At 58.2% G+C, this 20,827-nt stretch carries 19 protein-coding genes and 1 tRNA gene; 14 read left to right on the plus strand and 6 right to left on the minus strand.

The window, feature by feature from the left end:
• Positions 1-436: 436 nt before the first annotated feature.
• Positions 437-1,639, minus strand: coding sequence for a pyridoxal phosphate-dependent aminotransferase (locus tag HMPREF2919_RS02310; protein WP_049349203.1), 1,203 nt, complete (start codon positions 1,637-1,639; stop codon positions 437-439).
• Between the two features lie 353 nt (positions 1,640-1,992).
• On the opposite strand from HMPREF2919_RS02310, the gene HMPREF2919_RS02315 reads away from it, so the two are divergent.
• The 12 genes from HMPREF2919_RS02315 (at position 1,993) to HMPREF2919_RS02370 (ending at position 13,738) form a co-directional block, all read left to right on the plus strand.
• Positions 1,993-2,065, plus strand: a tRNA-Trp gene (locus tag HMPREF2919_RS02315).
• Positions 2,066-2,142: 77 nt separating this feature from the next.
• Positions 2,143-2,421 carry a preprotein translocase subunit SecE gene (gene secE, locus HMPREF2919_RS02320; protein WP_012903011.1) on the plus strand — a complete coding sequence of 93 codons (279 nt, stop codon included), beginning with the start codon at positions 2,143-2,145 and terminating at the stop codon, positions 2,419-2,421.
• Positions 2,422-2,525: 104 nt separating this feature from the next.
• Positions 2,526-3,272, plus strand: coding sequence for a transcription termination/antitermination protein NusG (gene nusG, locus HMPREF2919_RS02325; RefSeq protein ID WP_049338063.1), 747 nt, complete (start codon positions 2,526-2,528; stop codon positions 3,270-3,272).
• 267 nt (positions 3,273-3,539) lie between these two features.
• Positions 3,540-3,968, plus strand: coding sequence for a 50S ribosomal protein L11 (rplK, locus tag HMPREF2919_RS02330; protein WP_005504870.1), 429 nt, complete (start codon positions 3,540-3,542; stop codon positions 3,966-3,968).
• 137 nt (positions 3,969-4,105) lie between these two features.
• Positions 4,106-4,801, plus strand: coding sequence for a 50S ribosomal protein L1 (gene rplA / locus HMPREF2919_RS02335; protein WP_005504876.1), 696 nt, complete (start codon positions 4,106-4,108; stop codon positions 4,799-4,801).
• 214 nt (positions 4,802-5,015) lie between these two features.
• The gene (locus HMPREF2919_RS02340; protein WP_049347325.1) at positions 5,016-5,990 is read left to right on the plus strand and encodes a TDT family transporter; all 975 of its coding nucleotides are present in this window, start codon (positions 5,016-5,018) and stop codon (positions 5,988-5,990) included.
• Positions 5,991-6,091: 101 nt separating this feature from the next.
• Positions 6,092-7,219, plus strand: coding sequence for an ABC transporter ATP-binding protein (locus HMPREF2919_RS02345; RefSeq protein ID WP_049349205.1), 1,128 nt, complete (start codon positions 6,092-6,094; stop codon positions 7,217-7,219).
• Positions 7,220-7,618: 399 nt separating this feature from the next.
• On the plus strand, positions 7,619-8,149 hold the full coding sequence (gene rplJ, locus HMPREF2919_RS02350; RefSeq protein ID WP_005504882.1) for a 50S ribosomal protein L10: 531 nt from the start codon (positions 7,619-7,621) through the stop codon (positions 8,147-8,149).
• A gap of 155 nt (positions 8,150-8,304) precedes the next feature.
• Positions 8,305-8,679 carry a 50S ribosomal protein L7/L12 gene (rplL, locus tag HMPREF2919_RS02355; RefSeq protein ID WP_005508362.1) on the plus strand — a complete coding sequence of 125 codons (375 nt, stop codon included), beginning with the start codon at positions 8,305-8,307 and terminating at the stop codon, positions 8,677-8,679.
• A gap of 350 nt (positions 8,680-9,029) precedes the next feature.
• Positions 9,030-10,571 (plus strand): glycoside hydrolase family 32 protein, encoded by a 1,542-nt coding sequence (locus HMPREF2919_RS02360; RefSeq protein ID WP_049353359.1) that lies wholly within the window; start codon positions 9,030-9,032, stop codon positions 10,569-10,571.
• A 242-nt stretch (positions 10,572-10,813) separates the two neighbouring features.
• Entirely contained in the window at positions 10,814-12,811 is a 1,998-nt protein-coding gene (locus HMPREF2919_RS02365; RefSeq protein ID WP_049349209.1) for a PTS sucrose transporter subunit IIABC, read from the plus strand.
• Between the two features lie 273 nt (positions 12,812-13,084).
• Positions 13,085-13,738 (plus strand): GNAT family N-acetyltransferase, encoded by a 654-nt coding sequence (locus HMPREF2919_RS02370; protein WP_049349211.1) that lies wholly within the window; start codon positions 13,085-13,087, stop codon positions 13,736-13,738.
• A gap of 116 nt (positions 13,739-13,854) precedes the next feature.
• Here HMPREF2919_RS02370 and HMPREF2919_RS02375 read toward each other — a convergent pair whose 3' ends face one another.
• From HMPREF2919_RS02375 to moaA, 5 genes are all read right to left on the minus strand, one after another.
• Positions 13,855-14,931 carry a LacI family DNA-binding transcriptional regulator gene (locus HMPREF2919_RS02375; RefSeq protein WP_049349213.1) on the minus strand — a complete coding sequence of 359 codons (1,077 nt, stop codon included), beginning with the start codon at positions 14,929-14,931 and terminating at the stop codon, positions 13,855-13,857.
• Between the two features lie 98 nt (positions 14,932-15,029).
• Positions 15,030-16,343 (minus strand): molybdopterin molybdotransferase MoeA, encoded by a 1,314-nt coding sequence (locus HMPREF2919_RS02380; RefSeq protein WP_070506949.1) that lies wholly within the window; start codon positions 16,341-16,343, stop codon positions 15,030-15,032.
• A 141-nt stretch (positions 16,344-16,484) separates the two neighbouring features.
• Positions 16,485-17,189: a molybdenum cofactor guanylyltransferase gene (locus tag HMPREF2919_RS02385; RefSeq protein WP_070593736.1), complete on the minus strand. Its 705-nt coding sequence runs from the start codon at positions 17,187-17,189 to the stop codon at positions 16,485-16,487.
• A complete protein-coding gene (locus HMPREF2919_RS02390) occupies positions 17,189-17,455 on the minus strand; it encodes a MoaD/ThiS family protein (RefSeq protein WP_049338071.1) in 267 nt (88 codons plus the stop codon). Before HMPREF2919_RS02390 ends, HMPREF2919_RS02385 begins: the two co-directional genes overlap by 1 nt.
• Positions 17,456-17,559: 104 nt before the next feature.
• Positions 17,560-18,771, minus strand: a complete 1,212-nt coding sequence (gene moaA / locus HMPREF2919_RS02395) for a GTP 3',8-cyclase MoaA (RefSeq protein ID WP_012903023.1) — start codon at positions 18,769-18,771, stop codon at positions 17,560-17,562.
• A gap of 229 nt (positions 18,772-19,000) precedes the next feature.
• Here moaA and modA point away from each other — a divergent pair, with 229 nt between their 5' ends.
• Both modA and HMPREF2919_RS02405 read left to right on the plus strand, forming a co-directional pair.
• On the plus strand, positions 19,001-19,810 hold the full coding sequence (gene modA / locus HMPREF2919_RS02400; protein WP_070593734.1) for a molybdate ABC transporter substrate-binding protein: 810 nt from the start codon (positions 19,001-19,003) through the stop codon (positions 19,808-19,810).
• A gap of 37 nt (positions 19,811-19,847) precedes the next feature.
• Complete coding sequence (locus tag HMPREF2919_RS02405; protein ID WP_012903025.1) at positions 19,848-20,720, plus strand: ABC transporter permease; 873 nt, start codon at positions 19,848-19,850, stop codon at positions 20,718-20,720.
• Positions 20,721-20,827: the final 107 nt, after the last annotated feature.

The following is a 20,827-nucleotide window of genomic DNA, read 5'->3' on the forward strand; positions in this document are numbered from 1 at the left end:
GCGCGCGTGTATATAACTATGACCTCCACGAATTCGGCACGCGAATGTTCGCCGGTCGGGAGGTCGTTCTCTTGGTCTCTATTTTAGCGATGTTTGGGTTGTGTGGGTAGTGGTGGAAAGCCGTGGGAACACCCGTTTTGGTGCTGAAAAGTTCAGGTTTTTAGTACCTGTATGTTTGGGTTCGAAACACAAATAGCCGCCCTTTCCCACCTATCGCACCGAAGAGGCGAATGAGGCTTCCTCACATCTGTAAAGATGCGGGAAGCCTCATTCGTTTTAAAAATATTTTTAAATATTTGTGGGATTCTCCGTTTTTAGGGCAAAAAACGGTCAATAGTCCTGTGATTGATCGTTTCGCACCGGTTTATCCCACGTCTGAACCGCTTCCCACCGGGTGAATTGCAGGTTTAGCAGGCGCGCTCAGAGGGAGACGGAACTAGTCGCGTGCCTGACCGAGGAACTTCTGCAGGCGTGCCAGGCCCTCTGCCAGGTCCTCGTCGCTCAGGGCGTAGGAGAGGCGCAGGTAGCCGCTGGGGCCGAATGCCTCGCCGGGAACTACGGCGACCTCAGCCTTTTCGAGGATGAGCTCAGCCAGCTCTGCGGAGGTCTGGGGGCGTACGCCCGCGATTTCCTTGCCGAGCAGTTCGCGTACGTCCGGGTATGCGTAGAACGCACCGGTGGGTACGGGGCAGTGCACGCCTTCAATAGCGTTCAGGCCGTCGACGATGGTGCGGCGGCGGCGGTCGAAGGCGGCGTGCATGATTTCCACGTCGTCCTGCGGACCGGTCAGAGCGGCAAGAGCTGCGCGCTGGGCGATGTTGTTGACGTTGGAGGTCATGTGGGACTGCAGGTTGGAGGCTGCGGCGATGACGTCGCGCGGGCCAATCATCCAGCCCACACGCCAACCGGTCATGGCGTAGGTCTTTGCCACGCCGTTGAGGATGACGCACAGGTCAGCGAGCTCGGGCACTGCCTTCAGGATGGAGACAGCCTGAACACCGTCATAGGTGAGGTGCTCGTAGATTTCGTCGGTCAGAACGAAGATGCCCTTGGCAAGTGCCCATTCGCCGATGGCGCGGGTTTCTTCTTCGGTGTAGACGGCACCGGTCGGGTTGGAGGGGGAGACGAAGATGAGCGCCTTGGTGGCGGGGGTGTAGGCCGCTTCGAGCTGCTCGACGGTGACCTTGTAGTGCTGGTCGCTACCGGCGAAAACCTCGATAGGGTTACCGCCAGCCAGGCGAATGCACTCGGGGTAGGTGGTCCAGTAGGGTGCGGGCAGCAGGACGTCGTCGCCTTCGTCAATGACGGTTGCGAATGCCTGGTAGACCGCCTGCTTGCCGCCGTTGGTGATGACAACCTGGGAGGGGTCAATCTCTACGCCGGAGTCGCGCAGGGTCTTTTCCGCGATTGCCTTCTTCAGCTCGGGAAGACCGGAGGCGGGGGAGTAGCGGAAGTTCTTGGGGTCGTTGAGCGCTTCGCGTGCGGCGTCCACAATGTGCGCGGGGGTGGGGAAGTCCGGTTCGCCTGCGCCGAAACCGATGACGGGGCGTCCCTGAGCCTTGAGTGCTTTTGCCTTTGCGTCGACGGCAAGGGTTGCGGAGGGTGCGATGGCACCGATGCGGCTTGAAATACGCGCCATGGGGCTCTCTTCTCTTTCTTCTTGTGCGCTGCCGGCGTGAAGTCGACAAGGAAATAGGTGATGGGAATGCACGTGTGGGACCAATCCGCGCGTGATGGGCGCGGGTGTGTGCGGCGTTCCTTGTAATAGGATACGGTCCACTAGTAGCGATCCGGAACCCCTCGTCAAGGTATCTCAAGAGGTTTTTCGAAAAATATTACATTCTGAAGTTGCATCAGCCCCGAAAGATGGTTTACAGTTAGTTCTGCACCCGCAAGGGTGTAATTGTTTGCCCCTCTAAAGCCACGGCTTAGGAGGCAATGGAGGAGTAGACACGTGAGAAGCAACTCTCACACCTGAAGTTAACGCTTCAAAGGGTGGTGGCTCAATTGGTAGAGCAGCGGTCTCCAAAACCGCAGGTTGCAGGTTCGAGTCCTGTCCGCCCTGCTTTTATTGCCTCAATAACATCTTTGTACGCCCGTTCCCCGGGCGTACTTTTTTAGACTCAGAAAGGGGCAGAAGAAATGGCATCGTCTGCTACCGCCGAGAAGGTTGTTAAGCCCGGCGCATCATCGAAGAGCGATAAGAAGCTCGGTTTCTTCGGCCGTATTTTTGCATTCCTCCGTGAAGTCATTGCGGAGTTGAAGAAGGTTACTACTCCCACCGGACGTGAACTGGTTGGTTACTTCTTCGGAGTTCTGTTCTTCGTCGTGGTGATGCTCCTTCTTATTTCTGGTCTGGATTATCTTTTCGGCCAGGGAGCATTCTGGATTTTCGGTAACGGAACGATTCAGCGTAACTAGTACTGGTTGCATCCTTATCTGGGGTGCCCCATCAGTGATTTCCCTCAGCGCATTGGCGAGTGGAAGTCCCCTCTAGATGATTAACGATAGAAAGTAGGAGCGACGTGTCCGAGCAGGAACTGGTATCCGAGATTGAAGAGGTCGAGGTAGCCGCTGCTGAGGCTACTGAGGAGTCTGCAGCTATTGAGCAGCAGGCTGAGGAAGCTACCGAGGCTGTCGAGGTGGCTGAAGCAGCTGCTGAGGCTGCTGAGGAAGTCGACGCTCTGGAAGAATTCAAGTCCAAGCTGCGCCGTCAGATGGGCGACTGGTATGTGGTTCACACCTACTCCGGCTACGAGAACAAGGTGAAGACCGGTATCGAGACCCGTATCCAGAACCTGGAAGCTGAAGATGAGATCTTCGAGGTTCAGGTTCCCATGGAGACCGTGGTTGAGTTCAAGAACACCGTGAAGAAGACCATCCGCCGCGTGCGTGTTCCCGGTTACGTTCTGGTTCGTATGGAACTGACCGACCACTCGTGGGGCGTTGTCCGCCACACCCCCGGTGTGACTGGCTTCGTGGGTCAGGATGCGTACAACCCGGTCCCGCTGCGCATGGACGAGGTCTTCGACATGCTCCTGCCGGTCTTCGAAGAGCAGCAGCAGAGCCAGGGTCTGCCTGTTTCCAAGCCCGTTATCGAGTCCGACTACACTGTGGGCGAGAATGTCCGCGTGAAGTCCGGTGCTTTCGAGGGCATGGACGCTACCGTTTCGGAGATCAAGGGCGAGTCCCAGCAGATTGTCGTGATGATTTCCGTCTTCGGCCGCGATACCCCGGTGACCTTGAGCTTCACCGAGATCGAAAAGATTTAACGCTTCTAGCGTGTGAATATGAGCCTCGCACTGTTGGTGCGGGGCTCATATTTTGTGTCGGCTTTGTAAGCGGCATTAGTTGTGCAGACGAGGTTTAATCTTTCTGCTAGCTGGCGCTGGATTAAGTCGCTGATTAACGCTAGAATATTGGTTTGTGTATGCGCATGTCACGCTTTCATGTGGATGCACGGGTGACCGCGCCACGGTCACCGTCTTGCCGGCGTACGCTCCTGTGCGTCGGTTCCCAGCTAAGAAAAGGACCCTACATTGGCTCCCAAGAAGAAGGTCACTGGCCTCATCAAGCTGCAGATCCAGGCAGGCGCCGCTAACCCGGCTCCCCCCGTCGGCCCCGCACTGGGCTCGCACGGTGTGAACATCATGGAGTTCTGCAAGGCATACAACGCTGCAACTGAGTCGCAGCGCGGTAACATCATCCCCGTTGAGATTACCGTCTACGAGGATCGCTCCTTCACCTTCATCACCAAGACCCCTCCGGCTTCCCAGCTGATCAAGAAGGCTGCTGGCGTTGCTAAGGGCTCCGCTGTTCCTCACACCACCAAGGTTGGTTCGCTGACCGAGGCTCAGGTGCGCGAGATCGCTGAGACCAAGATGCCCGACCTGAACGCAAACGACCTGGATGCTGCTTCCAAGATCATCGCAGGTACCGCTCGTTCCATGGGTATCACCGTCGAGTAATTTCGGCTCGCCGAATAGCCGAGTAATCGGCACCGTAGATTTTTCTACACAGAACTTGTAAATGCCCGTCGTATGGACGGGATGTGGCAGAGCCGAGCGCGGCTCACGAGACCACAACTGCATAAGGAGAAAAGCAGATGGCAAAGCGCAGCAAGGCGTACAAGGCAGCTGTAGCCAAGATTGAAGAGGGTAAGCTCTACACCCCCGCTGAGGCAGTTGCCCTGGCGAAGGAAACCTCTTCCACCAAGACCGACGCAACCGTTGAGGTTGCAATGCGTCTGTCCGTTGACCCCCGTAAGGCAGACCAGATGGTTCGCGGTACCGTGAACCTGCCCCACGGCACCGGTAAGACCGCTCGCGTGGTCGTTATCGCAGCAGGCCCCAAGGCTGCTGAGGCTGAGGCAGCTGGCGCTGACTACGTTGGTTCCGACGAGCTGATCGCAAAGATCGCTGGCGGCTGGACTGACTTCGACGCAGCGGTTGCAACCCCCGACATGATGGGCAAGGTCGGCCGCCTGGGTAAGATCCTGGGTCCCCGTAACCTGATGCCGAACCCCAAGACCGGTACCGTGACCATGGATGTTGCAAAGGCTGTTGCAGACATCAAGGGCGGTAAGATCGACTTCCGCGTTGACCGTAACTCCAACCTGCACTTCATCATCGGTAAGGCTTCCTTCACCGCTGAGCAGCTCGAGGAGAACTTCCAGGCAGCTCTGGAAGAGGTTAACCGTCTGAAGCCCTCTTCGGCTAAGGGTCGTTACATCTCCAAGGCAACCGTTGCTACCACCTTCGGCCCCGGCATCCCCGTTGATCCGGCTGCCGTTGCTGCCTAAGGTATGCACCTGTAGCTTCTAGCGTTAGCTAGTAATCGCCCCCGACGTTTAGGCGTCGGGGGCGATTTTTTATAGGCTTAAAATATGGAGCGACTTGCTGGCTCCGAGTCCTGGCTCCGGCTGGCTTTGGCCTTGTCCGTGTTCCGGGCTGTCGAAACACCTATTGGGGTTGCGTGCCCCCATCCTGCCCTACAACTATGAGAGGTAAAACCTAATGCCTTCTTCCCTTCAGAACGAGCAGAGCGCCCGTCGCGGTCTCAGCGTGCCGGTCAATTATTTTGCGGTGGCGCTGGGCACCGGTGCTTTGGGTGCTGCCTGGCGTACCGGTGCGTCGAAGGGAATGGCACCTGATTGGGTGGGGGAGAGTATCCTGGCTTTTAACGCTGTGGTGTGGCTGCTCCTTGTGGGGTTTTTGATTCATTCGGTGGTGAAGTACCGTGCGTGGGTGCGTAGTTTTTGGGAGCATCCGGCGCGTACCTGCTTCTTTTCGCTGATTCCGGCGACGACGGCGCAGGTGGGTGCGGCTCTCTACCCGTATGCGGAGGTTCCGGCGCTGACTCTGGTGGTGCTGGGAGCTGTGGGGCAGCTGTACTTTGCCTCTCACCGCATTGCCGGTACGTGGCGTGGTGGGTATGTGCCTGAGGCTGCCTCGCCGGTGCTGTATCTGCCGACTGTGGCGACAAATTTTGCGACCGCTACGGCGATGGGTTTTGTGGGGTGGCACGATATGGCGATGCTCTTCTTCGGTGCGGGTCTGATTTCGTGGTTCAGTGTCGAGGCCGCGATTCTGAGCCGCCTGCGCACCCTGGCCCCGCTACCTCAGGGGGAGCGCGGCATTATTGGTATTCAGATGGCGCCGCCTTTTGTGGGTGGTAACGCGTACCTGGCGGCTAATGGCGGTATGGTGGACTGGTTCTTTTTGGTGCTGACCGGTTATGGCATTCTGCAGTTGTTCTTCTTGATGCGTTTGCTCCCGTGGACTCTTGAGGGTGGTTTCTCGATGAGCATGTGGGGTTTCTCGTTCGGTATGGCTTCCATGGCGGCGAGCGGTATTCGCTTGACGGCTGCTGGCTCGCTGGGGTTGGTGGGTCCTGCGCTAACGGTGGCGGGTACGGCTTTCCTCATTTTCCTGTGGGTGGGTACGCTGCATTTGGCGTTGAAGGGGCGTTTGCTGGTACGACCGAGCTAGGGCGCTCACATGAGACTCTGGTGCGAGGTTCGCGCGCTGTTTTATGACGGTGCTTATCTTCTGCACGCGTGCCGGGCACAAGTTTCGGCGATAATGGGGGAATGACTTCTGCATCCTACTCTTCTGCCGCGGCGGAGCCTTTTGAAGGCCTGCGTATTCGAGGTGTCGCTAAGACCTTTGGCACTGATACGACGGTTCTGAATGAGATTGACCTGGATGTGCACCCCGGCGAGCTGATTTCCCTCGTGGGTTCTTCCGGTACGGGTAAGTCCACTCTGCTGCGTATTATTGCCGGTTTGGAGGAGCCGAGCGCCGGTCGGGTGACTTATGCCGGTCAGCCTCTGGAGCGCGGCTCGGTGGGTGTGGTGTTTCAGCGCCCTATTCTGTACCCGCATCTGAGCGTGAAGGACAATATTCTGTTCCCGACCCGGCTGGGCGCGTTCGCCGGTCGGGTTGACGCGGACTACTACCGTGAACTGCTGGAGGCTCTGAAGCTTGAGGGGTTGGAGTCTCGTAAGCCCTCGCAGCTATCGGGTGGTCAGGCGCAGCGTGTGGGTATTGCGCGTGCTTTGATTCGTCGTGCCCCGGTGGTTCTTTTTGATGAGCCGCTGGCGAGTGTGGATGAGCAGATGAGCGCGAGTATCCGCGCCGATATTGTGCGCTTGCATGAGCGTTACGGTTTTACGGGCCTGTACGTGACCCATGATCAGAATGAGGCGCTCATGCTGGGTCAGCGGGTGGCGGTGATGGATGCTGGCTACCTGGTGCAGGTGGATACTCCGGAGCGGCTGCTGGCGCATCCGCATACTCTGCAGGTGGCTAAGCTTTTGGCGGCGCCCGCGCTGAACCTTTTGAATCTTGAGGATTCTGAGTCGCTTCCTGCCGGGTGTGAGCTGGCGATTCGTGCGACCGCGCTGTGCCCTGTGGCTGCAGACGCTGCTCATGCTCTGCCGGTGCAGGTGCTTGGCAGCCGCCATCTGGTGGGCGGCATGCTGTACAGTGCGCGTCTGTTAGAGGCGGTGTCCCTACCTCTGGAATCTCGACGGGCTTCGGTGGATTCTGAGTTGAGTGCCCGAGTGCGTGCCGGTCAGGAGCTTGAGTTCTTTATCTCGGATGCGCAGGGCACCTCCCTGATTGGCGCCTCGCTCAGCGTAGGGGAGCAGGTGCACCTGGGGGTGGCTGCTGAGCGCTGCTTCTTGTTCTCGGACGGAAAGCGCTTTTACCTCTAGAACACGGTTTCTGGGTTTTTCAGCCGGGCCTTTTAGGTGGGAGAAAGCGCGGGTTAATCGACTTAAAGAGGGGCTTTAAGTGATTAACCCCGCTTAATCGCGTTTTTAACTTGCGACTCGGGCTTTAACCTGAGATGATGAATGAACCAAAGACCGCCGGTCTAGAACTATGTCCTTTATCGCCACCTCGGTGGAGACGAAGAACAGAGTTCTGATAAGAGCAGATTTCACTAGAAATCGCCGCCCGCGTAGGTAACTCGAAGTGAATAGTCGTTGCCCTGATTTAGGTGCCGCCTATCGTGCCTCGTACGCCTACGCGTCGGGGCATTTTTTATTGCTTGCAATAAATGCTTCGAGGCTCTACCGGCGACCTTACAAGAATCGGAAGAAGGAACTACCATGGCGACTCAGGAAAAGATCGCTGCAGTATCCGAGCTGAAGGAACTCTTCGAAGCTTCGAACGCAGTCATCCTGACCGAATACCGCGGTCTCACTGTTGCACAGCTCAAGGAGCTGCGCCGCGCACTCGGTGCAGAGACCGAATACGCCGTGGTGAAGAACACGCTGGCTGCTATCGCAGCTAAGGAAGCTGGCATCGACGCATTCGAAGGCCACCTCCAGGGTCCCTCCGCACTGGCATTCATCAAGGGCGACCTGATCGATGCTGCTAAGGGCCTGCGTGACTTTGCCAAGGCTAACCCCCAGCTGATTGTGAAGAACGGTTACTACGAAGGTGCCGCTCTGACCGAGGACGACGTCAAGCGCTACGCTGACCTGGAATCCCGCGAGGTTCTGCTGTCCAAGGTTGCAGGTGGTGCAAAGGCTACCATCGCACGCATCGCACAGGTTGTGGACGCACTGCGCGTCAAGCTGGAGGAGCAGGAAGGCGCAGCTCCCGCTGCTGCCGAGGAGGCTTCGGAAGAGGCATAAGCCCCTTTCGTGCTACTGCACCAGCGCTGAGATACTCAGCAGCGTGAACGCGAATAGCGTGTAACGCACCCTAAATTTGACCGACCCTCTCGGGTAGGTACTGAAGATTTACACCGCGGGCGTCAGCCCGCACCAGATAGTGAAGGAGCCAAACAATGGCTAAGCTGTCCATCGAAGAACTCATTGCAGCATTCAAGGAACTGTCCCTCGTTGAGGTTTCCGAGTTCGTCAAGGCATTCGAGGAAGAGTTCGACGTCACCGCAGCTGCTCCCGTTGCAGTTGTAGCAGGCGGCGCAGCAGGCGAGGCTGCTGAAGAGAAGTCCGAGTTCGACGTTGTCCTGGAGTCCGCTGGCGACAAGAAGATCGCAGTGATCAAGGAAGTTCGTGCCCTGACCTCCCTCGGCCTGAAGGAAGCAAAGGACCTGGTTGACAGCGCTCCCAAGGCTCTGCTCGAGGGCGTTTCCAAGGAAGACGCTGAGAAGGCTAAGGAGCAGCTCGAGGCTGCTGGCGCAACCATCACCCTCAAGTAATCGACTTCTTCTCGATTCTTACGCGGGCGGTGCATCCATCGGATGCGCCGCCTCGCGGCATTTAACAGCCCCGAACCTTCCCCGACATTACGGCGGGGGCGGTCTCGGGGCTTTACTATGCTCGCATTATGTTTGGAGTGTCGGTTACCTTCTCCGGTAGCTTACGGAGTGTTTTTGTTAGTACCTAGTGATGCCCACGGCGAAGAGGCCCCTGTGACCACCCTGTGCCTCAACTGAGAGAGGCTGAGAGCACTGTGGTGCCTCTCTCCTAGAGCCCGGCAACGGGTCAGAGGTGCCGTATGATGGGATGAGACAACCCAGACATTCCCCTTGCACGAAAACGGATAGACATGAGCGAGCAGAAGAAAAAGAAGAAGAGCGCAACCGAGCGACCCGACCGCGACTTGGCGGCTGAAGCACAGCAGATCCTGGACGCCTTCGGCGCCGGTGTGCGTGAAGACCGCGACTACCCGGCACTGCACCTGGCCCCTCCCGTGGGCCGTCTGAACGACCCGAACGGCCTGGTCTTTGACGGCAAGCGCTACCACGCCTTCTACCAGTACTCGCCCCTGCACCCGGAGCGTATGGTCTACTGGCGCCACGCCGTGAGTGAGGACCTGACCCACTGGACCGATGAGGGTACCGCCCTGGTTCCCGACAGCCGCTACGACTCGCACGGCTGCTACTCCGGCTCCGGCATCAAGGTGCCCGGCGGTTTTGAGTTCTTCTACACCGGTAACGTGAAGGACGAGAAGGGCAACCGTGAAACCTACCAGATTCTCGCAACTGCGGGTGAGGACGCGAAGCCGACCCGTCAGCTGCCCCCGCTGATTTCCGGCCCTGAGAAGGGCTACACCGCGCACTACCGCGACCCGCACGTCTTTGAGCGTAACGGCGAGTGGTGGATGGTTATTGGTGCTCAGCGTGAAGACAAGACCGGCGCCGTGGTCGTGTACACCTCCGCTGACCGCCGCGAGTGGACCTTCCGCGGCGAGCTGGGTATTAAGGATAAGAGCCTCAAGGGCACCTACATGTACGAATGCCCCTCCCTGCTGAGCATGCGCGATGAGCTGACCGGCGAGATTCGTGACGTGCTGATTTTCAGCCCGCAGGGCATGCAGCCCCTCGGCGAGAAGTACAACAACATTTTCCAGAGCGGCTACATTGTTGGCTCGCTGGATAACGAGACTCTCAAGTTCACTGTGGAGACCCCCTTCACCGAGCTGGATGCAGGTTTCGAGTTCTACGCACCGCAGACCATCTCCGGTACCGGCCTGACCGCCGACCCGAAGGCACCGCACGATGTATGCGGTGATGCCCCGGTGATGATTGCTTGGCTGGGCAATGCTGACCAGGACGACCTGCCCTCGTGGAGCCACCGCTGGGTGCACATGTTCACCTACCCGCGTGAGCTGCACCTGCGCAACGGCAAGATTTTCCAGCGCCCGGTTCCGCAGCTGAACGACGCGATGAAGATGACCCCGCTGTACCGCGAGGAGGAGAAGGGTAAGCTCGTCGAGCTGAAGAATGCCCTGACCTTCCGTCTGCGCGGCCGCGTGAACGTCTCTGACGAGTGCGTGAAGCTGAAGATCAAGGACACCCACGGCGTGGCACTGAGCATCGTTCTGGATAAGGACTTTGTGCAGATGGACCGTGGCGGTACCCGCTACACCGAGGGTGGCAGCCTGCGCCGTCGAACCCTGAAGCGTTCGAAGATTCGCGAGTTTGACCTGCTTGTGGACGGTTCGGCTACCGAACTGTACGTGGGTGGCAAGCTGGTTGCCTCCATGGGCGCTGAGGTTATGACCGCTCGCACCTTCTTCAAGGGCGATAAGCGCCGCGTCCGCCTGACCGGTGGCGAGGTGCTGTCCCTGGAGTATGGCCGCCTCTAAGCCATTTTCTAGGCGTTGGGAGCCGCCTATGCGGGTAGTTTCCGGTAATTTCTGAATATGTTTGAGAGCTCACTCTCCGTGTGGAGAGTGGGCCCTCGCTTTTAAGAACTTTCCCGTGATACCATGTTTTACATCTGATATGTCAAACGTATGACATATACATGACATGCACACACAGACATGTCACCCCACCCCATTTACAAAGCATCATACGGTGGTGCTCCAAACAAAGGAGAGCGAGCGTGGACCACAAGTCAGTGGCACAGCGCGTGCTGAAGGACGTCGGTGGCGCCGGCAACATCGTTGCAGCCGCACACTGCGCAACCCGCCTTCGCCTCGTCCTGAAGAACCAGGACAAGGTCGACCAGGCAGCAATCGACAACGACGAGGATCTTAAGGGCAGCTTCCTCAATGCTGGCCAGTTCCAGATTATCGTCGGCCCCGGCGACGTTAACGAGGTACACAAGCACCTTATCGCCGCTGGCGCACCCGAAGCATCTAAGGATGATCTCAAGGAAATCGCCTCCAAGCAGGGCAACATCGTTTCCCGCTTCATTAAGACCATTGCTGATATCTTCGTCCCGCTGATTCCGGTTCTGGTCGGTGGCGGTATGCTGATGGCAATCAACAGCGTGCTGACCTCCAAGGGTATCTTTGGTCCCGAGAGCTTCATCGCAATGCACCCCGAGTGGGCTGACTTTGCAGACATCATCAACCTGCTCTCCGCAGCTCCCTTCGCCTTCCTGCCCGTGCTGGTCGGCTTCTCCGCTACTAAGGTCTTCGGTGGTAACCCCTACCTCGGTCTGACCATGGGTGCCGCGATGGTTTCCCCGGCCCTAATGAACGGCTACAGTGTCGCAGCATCCCTGGCGGGTGCTGAAGGCACCGACCCGATGAAGTACTGGAACCTCTTCGGTCTGCAGGTTCAGCAAGCGGGTTACCAGGGTACCGTGCTGCCCATTATGCTGGTCGCCTTCATCCTGGCGAATATCGAGAAGTTCTTCCACAAGGTCCTCAAGGGCACCATCGACTTCATCTTCACCCCCACTCTGACCATCCTCATCACCGGCTTCCTGACCTTTATTCTGGTCGGTCCCCCGATGTTCCAGCTGGGTACCTGGTTGGGCGAGGGCGTGAACTGGCTCTACACCGTTGCCGGCCCGCTCGGCGGTCTGGTCTTCGGTACCTTCTACGCATTCATCGTGATGACCGGTATGCACCAGGCATTCCCGCCCATCGAGATGAGCCTGTGGGCTACCGGTGGTTCCTTCATCTTTGTTGTCGCGTCGATGTCTAACGTGGCGCAGGGTGCTGCTGCAGCCGGTGTTGCGCTGACCACCAAGAACAAGAAGATTAAGGGTATTGCTTCGGCATCTGCACCCTCGGCATTCCTGGGTATTACTGAGCCCGCAATGTTCGGTGTGAACCTGGCTCTGCGCTGGCCCTTCTACATTGCTATTGTTTCCGCAGGTATCGGTGCAATGGTCGCTTCCATCCTGAATGTGAAGGCAATTGCTCTGGGCGCCGCTGGTTACATCGGCTTCCCCTCCATTAGCCCCACTACCGGCGCGGGCTGGGCTGGCTTCTTCGGCTGCCTCATCCTGACCACCGTTATCGCTTTCGTTGCCTCCTTTATCTGGGGTAAGAAGGTTGAGGCTGGCAACACTGAGGCACCCGCTGCACCCGCTGCTGCCGCTCCCGTTGCCACCGTAGCTGCTGCCGCAGCTCCCGCCGCCGCTGTAGCATCTGAGGCTGGCGAGAGCGTCGAAATCGGTTCCCACATGGTCGGTTCCGTGGTTCTGCTGGCTGACGTCAAGGATCCCACCTTCTCCTCCGGCGCACTGGGTGCAGGCACCGCAGTGGAGCCCACCGAAGGTAAGCTCTACGCACCGGCTGACGGCAAGATCACCGTTGCATTCCCTACCGGCCACGCATACGGTCTGCGCACCGAGGACGGCCTGGATCTGCTGATGCACATCGGCATGGACACCGTTGAGCTCGACGGCAAGCACTTCGAGCCCAAGGTTGCTAAGGGTGACACCGTCAAGCGCGGCGACGTCATCGCTGAGTTCGATATCCCCGCCATCAAGGCTGCTGGCTACCCGCTGGCAACCCCCATGGTGATTACCAACGCCAAGAAGGCGGCTGCTTCGGTTGAAGATGTTCAGGCTTCGGGCGCATCGGTGACCAGCGCAGATTCGCTGCTGAAGGTTGCACTGAAGGCAAAGGCTAACGCATAGTCTGCACTCTTAATGAGTAGATAACCTCAACGTGATGTACACCCCGTACCCCTCTTCCTAGAGTTGGTGCGGGGTGTTCAATTTTTCCTGCAAAAACATGCAAAAAAGATATGAATAAATATGCACTAAAATTATGCATAATGGTGCAATATAAGCTGGCACACATTAATGCATGACCGTGAAAAATGTCTTGATAAGGCAGAATTTATTAGCCAGGAGTGAATAATCCAGCTAATATTTATGTATAGTTTCAAGCTTTTGTAAAGGGTGAATATGACCTCAGCTTCCTATGCTGTCCGCACCGCCGAGCCTCATGAATATGCCGAAGCGCTCGAAGTCCTGATTGCCGCGTTTGACGGAGATCCCGCCATGATGGCAGTCATTGCAGGCGGTAGCCGCCGACAGGAACTCGCCAGGCTCCGCGCCATTATGACCCTTCAGGTCTACGGCAACTTCCAGGGTCGCGGCCGTATCGACATTGCTATTGACGACTCTACCGGCAAGATTGTGGGTGTTTGTCTCTGGAACACCCCTGAATCCCATGAGGGTTCCTTCGCTAACGAGCTCAAGCAGATTGGCGCCTACTACAAGGCACTCGGTTGCAAGACCCTGCTGAGGGCAGTCCTGATGGAGCTACACCTGCTCAAGTACCGCCCCGCGTACAAGCACTGGTACCTCTTCAACATTGGTGTCCTCGAAGAGTACCGAGGCCGCGGTATCGGCTCGCAGCTACTCGATTACGGTACCGAACGCATCGGCGACTACCCCGCCTACCTCGAAGCATCGACCTACGATAGTGCCCGTCTCTATGAGCGCCGCGGATTCTTCTCCCTCGGCCCGCTCCACGGAATCTTCTCCAAGGCACACGCCGTTGGTATGGTCTACCCCGGCACCGGTCCCACCGAGATTGTGCAGCGCACCTCCTAAACTTCCGGACGCGCACAAAACCGATAAATGTATATGCAAAATCCGCCCCACCGTGAGCACTCGCACGGTGGGGCGGATTTTTATCGTCAGAAGAGGAGCTTCTTATTGGAGCTCGTCTATTGGAGCTCGTCCGGGGCGGAGGTGTCAGGCTGAATCTGATCCAGATTCGGGATAGAACGCACCGTAGCCCCCAGATGGAGCTCAACCGGGAGTACATCCTCGGGCTGGGTAATTGGGGGAGTGGTCTTCTCTGAGGAATCCTCCTGCTGTAGCTCAATGAGCTCCAGCAGACGCTGCGCGGTACGCTCTGCCATGCCCTCAATCGGCTGAACCACGGTCGCCAACTCCGGCATGAGCAGCTGAACGCTCTGCGTGCCATCGTAACCAATCACCTGGAAATCCTCCGGAACACGAATAGCGCGTGCGCGCGCCCAGCCCAGCGCCAACGCGGCGTAATTATCGTTGGAGGCAAAGACCGCATCCACCGGCTCCGGACTATCGGCGCGTTCATCAAGGTAGCGGTAGAGCACCTCACGTTTAATACCCAGTGAAGGACGGAAGCCCAGCTCCAGGAACTCCGGCATGAGTCCGGCTTCGAGCATTGCCTCACGGTATCCGCGCTGACGCTCATTGTGCTTACCCAGGGTCGACGTCACGTGCACAATATTCTGCGCACCCGTGGCAATCAGATGCTCCGTGGCGGCGCGGGCGCCTCCGTAATTATCGGAGCGGACATTCGGGTAAAAGCCGCTTTCGAGGCGGTCCACGGTCACCAGGGGAGCCTGGGCGTGCGGAATATTGACCAGCGCGTCAGAGTGGGCGCCGCTGATGATGCCGTCCACCTGATTGGAGAAAAGCATCTCCAGGTAGCGCTTCTCTTGTTCGGGGTGGTCATCGCTATTGCAGAGAATGACCCGGTAGCCTGCTTCGGCAAGGTAACTTTCGAGGCGGTACACCATCTCCCCGTAGAAGGGGTTTGCGACCGTGGGGAAGATGAGGCCCACCATCTGCGAGCGCTGGCCCTGCAGGCTGCGGGCGATGGCGTTGGGGCGGTAGCCGAGTTCCCGCATTGCCTCGTGGACCTTGGTGCGGGTGCTTTCGCTCAGGTAGCCGCGGTTGTTGAGCACGCGGGAGACCGTGGTGGGGGAGACTCCCGCCAGGGCTGCAACGTCGCTGAGTTTGGGCTTAGCCACGGGGGCTCCCTTCGGTATGCTAAACGATTGACATATCTCTCTACTATACCCCGACCGCATACCGCATAAACATTTCAACGCCGGAAAATAGCGCCTTACTACAGCACCGGAATAATCGGAACCCGAGCTCCCACCTCATGGGCAGAACCCCGAACCGAAGAATCATCCAACACCGCACAATGAGTAGCCGCTGCCAACGACGACAACATATGCGACGCCGACTTCGGTAGAGGATACGCTACACCATCACGCACCGACACCGGCAACAGACGAACCCCCGCCGGCTTACGCAAAGTATCAACCGGCTCACCCAAAACAGCCGAATCCAGCTCCGGTAGGGGCATATCCCTCATACCAGCCAAAAGCGGCGGCAAATACGAATACAAAGCCGTGTACGCTGCCAAAGGATTACCCGGCAGACCCAACACAAAACGCTCACGACCAGAATTCGGGCCCGTCTCCGGAACCGGCAAACGCGCAGCCAATGCCGGATGCCCCGGACGCACATCCACCGACTCAAACAAATAGGTTGCGCCCATGTCGTTGAGCACCTTACGCACCAAATCAACACCCGAGGTGCTCGACCCGCCCGTAAACACCAGCACACGAGCCGTCGACGTGGACAAGAACGTGCGGAACTCAGACTCAACATCCGCCAAACGAATCGAAGGGCGCGCCTCGCAGCCAGCAGAAATAATCGCATGCTCCATAAAGCCGCCAAACGCATCACGCACCTGACCAGGCGCAGGCACACCAAAGGTAATGACCTCATTACCCGTAAACGCGCAACGTACCGGAATCGGGGCGTACACCGGCAACTCATCAAAACCATTCGTGCCCAAGAACGCCGCCATACGCGCAGAGATACGGTCGCCGTGGCGTGCCAACAGCTCGCCACGCTCTAGCTCAACACCAGCATGGCGAATATCAGCACCCGGCGCCGGAGGCTCAAAACCCTCCGCCATATCCAGGTAATGAATACTGGACTGAGTCTCCAAATGAGCAGCTACACCAGGGCGAGACGAAGCCTCCGCACCCTCATACAGGCGCGAATGCTCCTCGCGCACAATCGCTTCAGCGCCCTCAGGGAGCAAACCACCCGTCAAAATCGGGGTCGCCTCACCCGGAGCAATCGGCACCGTCAGACGGTGAATATTAGCGCGAGAATCCTCCGGATACGCCGGAGTCACCAGACGCCACGGAGGCACACCCGCCACAGCGTAACCGTCCATCGCGGAAGAGCTGTAGTGGGGCACCGGCATCACCGAATAAACATCATCCGCCAAATAGTGGTCAATTGTCGCCAGCAGCGGCAAAGACTCCGTCTTCACATGGTGTGCAATCTCCAGGCCCTGCTCATGCAAAATCTGGCGGGCCTGCTGCCACGAAACAGAAGGAATATGGTGAGACATCGTACCTCGTAAAAGTGTGTGCGGGACGCGCAACAGCGCGCGAGCTCAAAAACGCTACATGTACACGGTATCTAAAGCCAAGACTTATCACCTAGGGTACTCGTAGTCAGGCCCTAATATCACACTGCGGTAGCTCAGCTACTAATAGCTTGACCAAAGCGACGTCGTATAACCCAGCGCCTGCGCCTGCTCCCACGTATCAACATCGGCGGTATCAGCGGCAGACATCTGAACCGCAGTAGGGTTCAGACGACGCAAAAAAGAACGAACAGAAGCGTTGGTGGTGCCGGCCGAAAAGACCGAACGAATTGCCTCAAAACGGTAAATACCCACCAGCGGCTGATAGATACCCTCAGAAACACCCCAGAAACCTGCAGATGATTCAGCACCCTCAAATGATTCAGAATCAGTAGGGGAGAAGCCCGCCGTGCGCTCAGCACTTTGCGCCGCAGTAATCAGCTGTTGAACCGCCGGGGCAATACGCGGAGTATCCACACCCAAAATCAGGCACCAGTCGGGCACAGGAATCTGCGAGCGCTCGCAATCGGCCGCAATGCACTCCAAACCGGCATGAATCGCCGCGGCAGGACCCGAAAACGGCGGATCCTCACGAGTACGCAACACCCCGGTAGGCAAGGGCAGGCTCTCAGGACCCACCACCACGCGCGGGGATGCGGCGGCCACCGCCTCCAGAGCACAATCCAGCAGAGTATTCGTACCATCAGACAGGGACGCCTTCGGCACGTGGTTCAGGCGGCGAGAAGCACCTCCGGCAACAACGACCGCGGCGCACGAAAAATCGCCCCCAGCGGGAAGTACAGAACCGGGTATCTTATCCGCCCGCATTATCCACCCGCAAAGGGAGGCAGAACGTCCACACGGTCGGCATCCTGCAGAGGTGCCTGCGCATCCGAGCGGGCACCATTGACCAGGAACGAGCACTGCTCCATCACCTGCGCAAGAGTCAGACCCGACGGGGTCGTACCCTCCAAGCTCTGACCCAGATGCTCAACGAGCGCGCCAAGAGTTGCCGACGGTAACTCAGCCAAAGGTACCGACAGCTGCGTGGTACCCGCCGCAGAACGTGCGGCAGCGAAAAAATGAACCTGCATAATGCTCCTCAATCCTAAGTCAGGGGACAGCCGAAAATCACGGGCGCAAGATGCCAATAAAAAGCCTTATCCGCGCACCTTCGGCTGATGAATCAGCGGCTTTCCTAGCCACCAATAGCGCTCATCGAGCGGCTCGCCTTAGCGAACTCCTCAATATCGAAGTCAGCGTCTTCCTTACCGTGGGCGCGCGGCTTAAACCACATGCCCTCACGCCAGCGCAGAGCCAGCTGCTTATCGTCAGCACCGGAACGCAGAAGCTGCATCAAATCAGTCTCGGTGTCGGAGAACAAGCAGGAACGAATCTTACCGTCCGCCGTCAGGCGGGTGCGGGTGCATGCATTGCAGAACGACTCCGTGACCGAGGCGATAATACCCACACGGCCCAGCGACTCGGTACCGTCAGCAGGGAAGCCCGCCTCATCCAGGGCAGTACCGAGCGGGTACACCTCCCACAGCTGAGCGGGGGAGTCGCCGCGCGCCTCCGCCACCGAACCCAGAACATACTCAGCCGACAGTTTCTCGCGAATCTCAGCGGCGGTAATCGTGCCCTCACGGGTCCAACGGTTATCAGCATCCAGCGGCATCTGCTCAATGAAACGCAGCTGATAGCCGCCCGCCAACGCCCAACGCAGAAGCTCCGGAGCCTGATCATCATTCAGACCCGGCATCAGCACAGCATTAATCTTGATCGGCCACAGGCCAGCCTCCGCTGCACCATCGATGCCCTTGAGCACGGCGTCGAGCTTATCGCGGCGGGTCAGCTCGGCAAAGGTCTCACGGCAAATCGTATCCAGAGAAACATTGATGCGGGTCAGACCAGCCTCCGCCAGCGCGGCGGCACGCTTCTCCAAACCAATACCATTCGTCGTAATAGCAAGCGGAACATCCGGATGCGCCTGGTGGATGCGGGAAATAATATCCACCAAATCGGCGCGCACCAGCGGCTCGCCACCGGTAAAGCGGATCTCCTCAACGCCCAGCTCAGTAATCGCAATATCGGCAAGGCGCGCAATCTCCTCGGCGGAGAGCAGATTCTCCTTCGGGAGCCACTGCAAACCATCCGCCGGCATGCAATAAATGCAACGAAGATTACATTTATCGGTCAGCGAGATACGAAGATCAGTCGCCACACGACCCCAACGGTCCAAGAGCGGACCGCTATTCGTAATATTCGGGAGCTTACGCTGTACATTTACGCCATTCTCAGATTTTTGGGGTGTCACAAAAGCAGCCCCGTTACCCTCCGCAGAAGATAAGGTGCTTAACGTTGGGCCCGCAATGAGCTCAGAAGAGGTCGAATTTGCCGTGTACGCCATGTAAAACCTATGTGGAAAATTTGCATATTTCAGGTGACAATATGATTATTCCATGTTCCGGCGCCCCGTACATAGTGTGTGCAGGGTAAGTTACAACTGCGCCACCGCAGACCACCACGAGGAAAACAACGTGTACAAGCTAGGGAAGTACACAAAACGTCATACAGAGCCCACACATGGACGCACCTCACCACCGCAAGAGTACGAAACCATCAAGGAAACAAATTTCATGAAGACCCCCCTCGCAGCCCTCAGCGCGCTCGCCGCCGCAACCCTCGCTCTCACCGGATGCGGCGCCCCCCAGAGCTCCTCCTCATCTTCCTCCTCGTCTGCGGCAAGCAGTCAGGCAGCCTCCGGCAAGATCGAAGTCTTCGCCGCAGCCTCCCTGAACAACGCCGGCGCAGACCTCGAAAAGGCATACGAAGCCGCCAACCCCGGCGTGGACGTCACCTTCGTCTACGAAGGCTCCGCAAAGCTCGTCAACCAGATTGAGCAGGGCGCAACCCCCGACCTGCTGATCACCGCAGATACCAAGAACATGGACAAGGCAAAGAAACTCGACCAGTTCTCCGGCTCCGAAACCAACGTTCTGGTCACCAATAAGCTCGTGCTCGTCACCGCTGAAGGCAACCCCGGCAAGATCAACAGCCTCGACGACCTCAAGACCACCGACGGCGTCGTCGCAGTCTGCAAAGAAGACGTCCCCTGCGGCACCATCGCCCACCAGGAACTGAAGAAGCACGACATCACCCTCAAGAACGCAACCACCGAAAGCAAGGTCACCGACGTAGCAACCAAGGTCACCACCGGTAACGCCGATGCGGGCTTCATCTACACCACCGACCTCGCCGCAGCCAAGAAGAAGGGCGTCAACCTCGGATCCGTCGAACTGACCGACGTGGAACGCAACGAATACCCCGCAGCGCTGAGCAAGACCGGCTCCTCCTCCGAAACCGCGAAGAAGTTCAACGAATGGTTGAAGAACTCCGACGAGGCGAAGAAGATCCTCACCGAGTACGGCTTCAACACCGCACAGTAATTCAACACAGTAGGGAACAACCCGCGTCTCACCACCCATGACAGACACTACCGCTACCCGCCGCAACGCCGGAACCTCAAGCACACCCGGAAGCAGACTCTTCGCCTCCGTGCCCGTGCTCTTCCTGGTTCCGGCGTCGCTGGGTATTTTCCTCATTGCCGGACCGCTCCTCGGGCTCTTCCTCAACATCCCCTGGAGCCAGCTCGGCAGTATCTTCACCCCGCAGGTGCTCGGGGCGGCGAACCTCTCCCTCAGCACCGCCGCCGCATCCACCCTCATCTGCGGGCTTCTCGGCGCGCCCCTGGCGCTTGTGCTCTCCAAAGTGCTCAATCGCTCGCGGCTACACCGGTTTGGGTCGGTCCTCTACGCCATCATCTACACCCCGGTGATTCTCTCTCCGGTTGTCTCCGGCCTCGGGCTACTCTTCTTCTGGGGACGCAAAGGCATGATTGGCACCTACCTCTACCAGTCGGGAATCTCTATTCCATTCACCCCCAACGCGGTGATTATCGCCCAGGTATTCGTCGCCCTACCCTTCTTCGTTGCCACTGCGGTCACCACCCTGCAGGCTATTCCCCGCGAATACGAAGAAATTGCCCTCGTCGAAGGCGCTAAACCCGCAGAAATTACTTTCAAAGTGCTGCTACCCCTCGCTGCGCCCGGCCTTGCCACCGCTTTCCTGCTCTCCTTCGCCCGTGCCCTCGGCGAATACGGCGCAACCGTCACCTTCGCCGGCAACGTGCAAGGCAAAACCCAAACCATACCCCTCGCCATCGACCTGGCCATCAACAGCAGCGACATCCCCAGCGCCCTCGGAAGCGCCCTGATTCTCATCAGCCTCTACCTAGGAATCTTCGGGGTCCTCGGCCTGATCCGCGCTCTGAAAAAACTACGCGAAAGCACCCGATAAACCACCCCGTCGCTTGCCCGCACACCACCGGGAGCATACCGGTCCTTAGGCGAAACTGCATTTACCAGCCCACAAAAACACACCTACACTAGTCATAACCGCCGCCG

It is taken from the genome of Rothia sp. HMSC068E02 (assembly GCF_001813565.1).
Taxonomy (GTDB): domain Bacteria; phylum Actinomycetota; class Actinomycetes; order Actinomycetales; family Micrococcaceae; genus Rothia.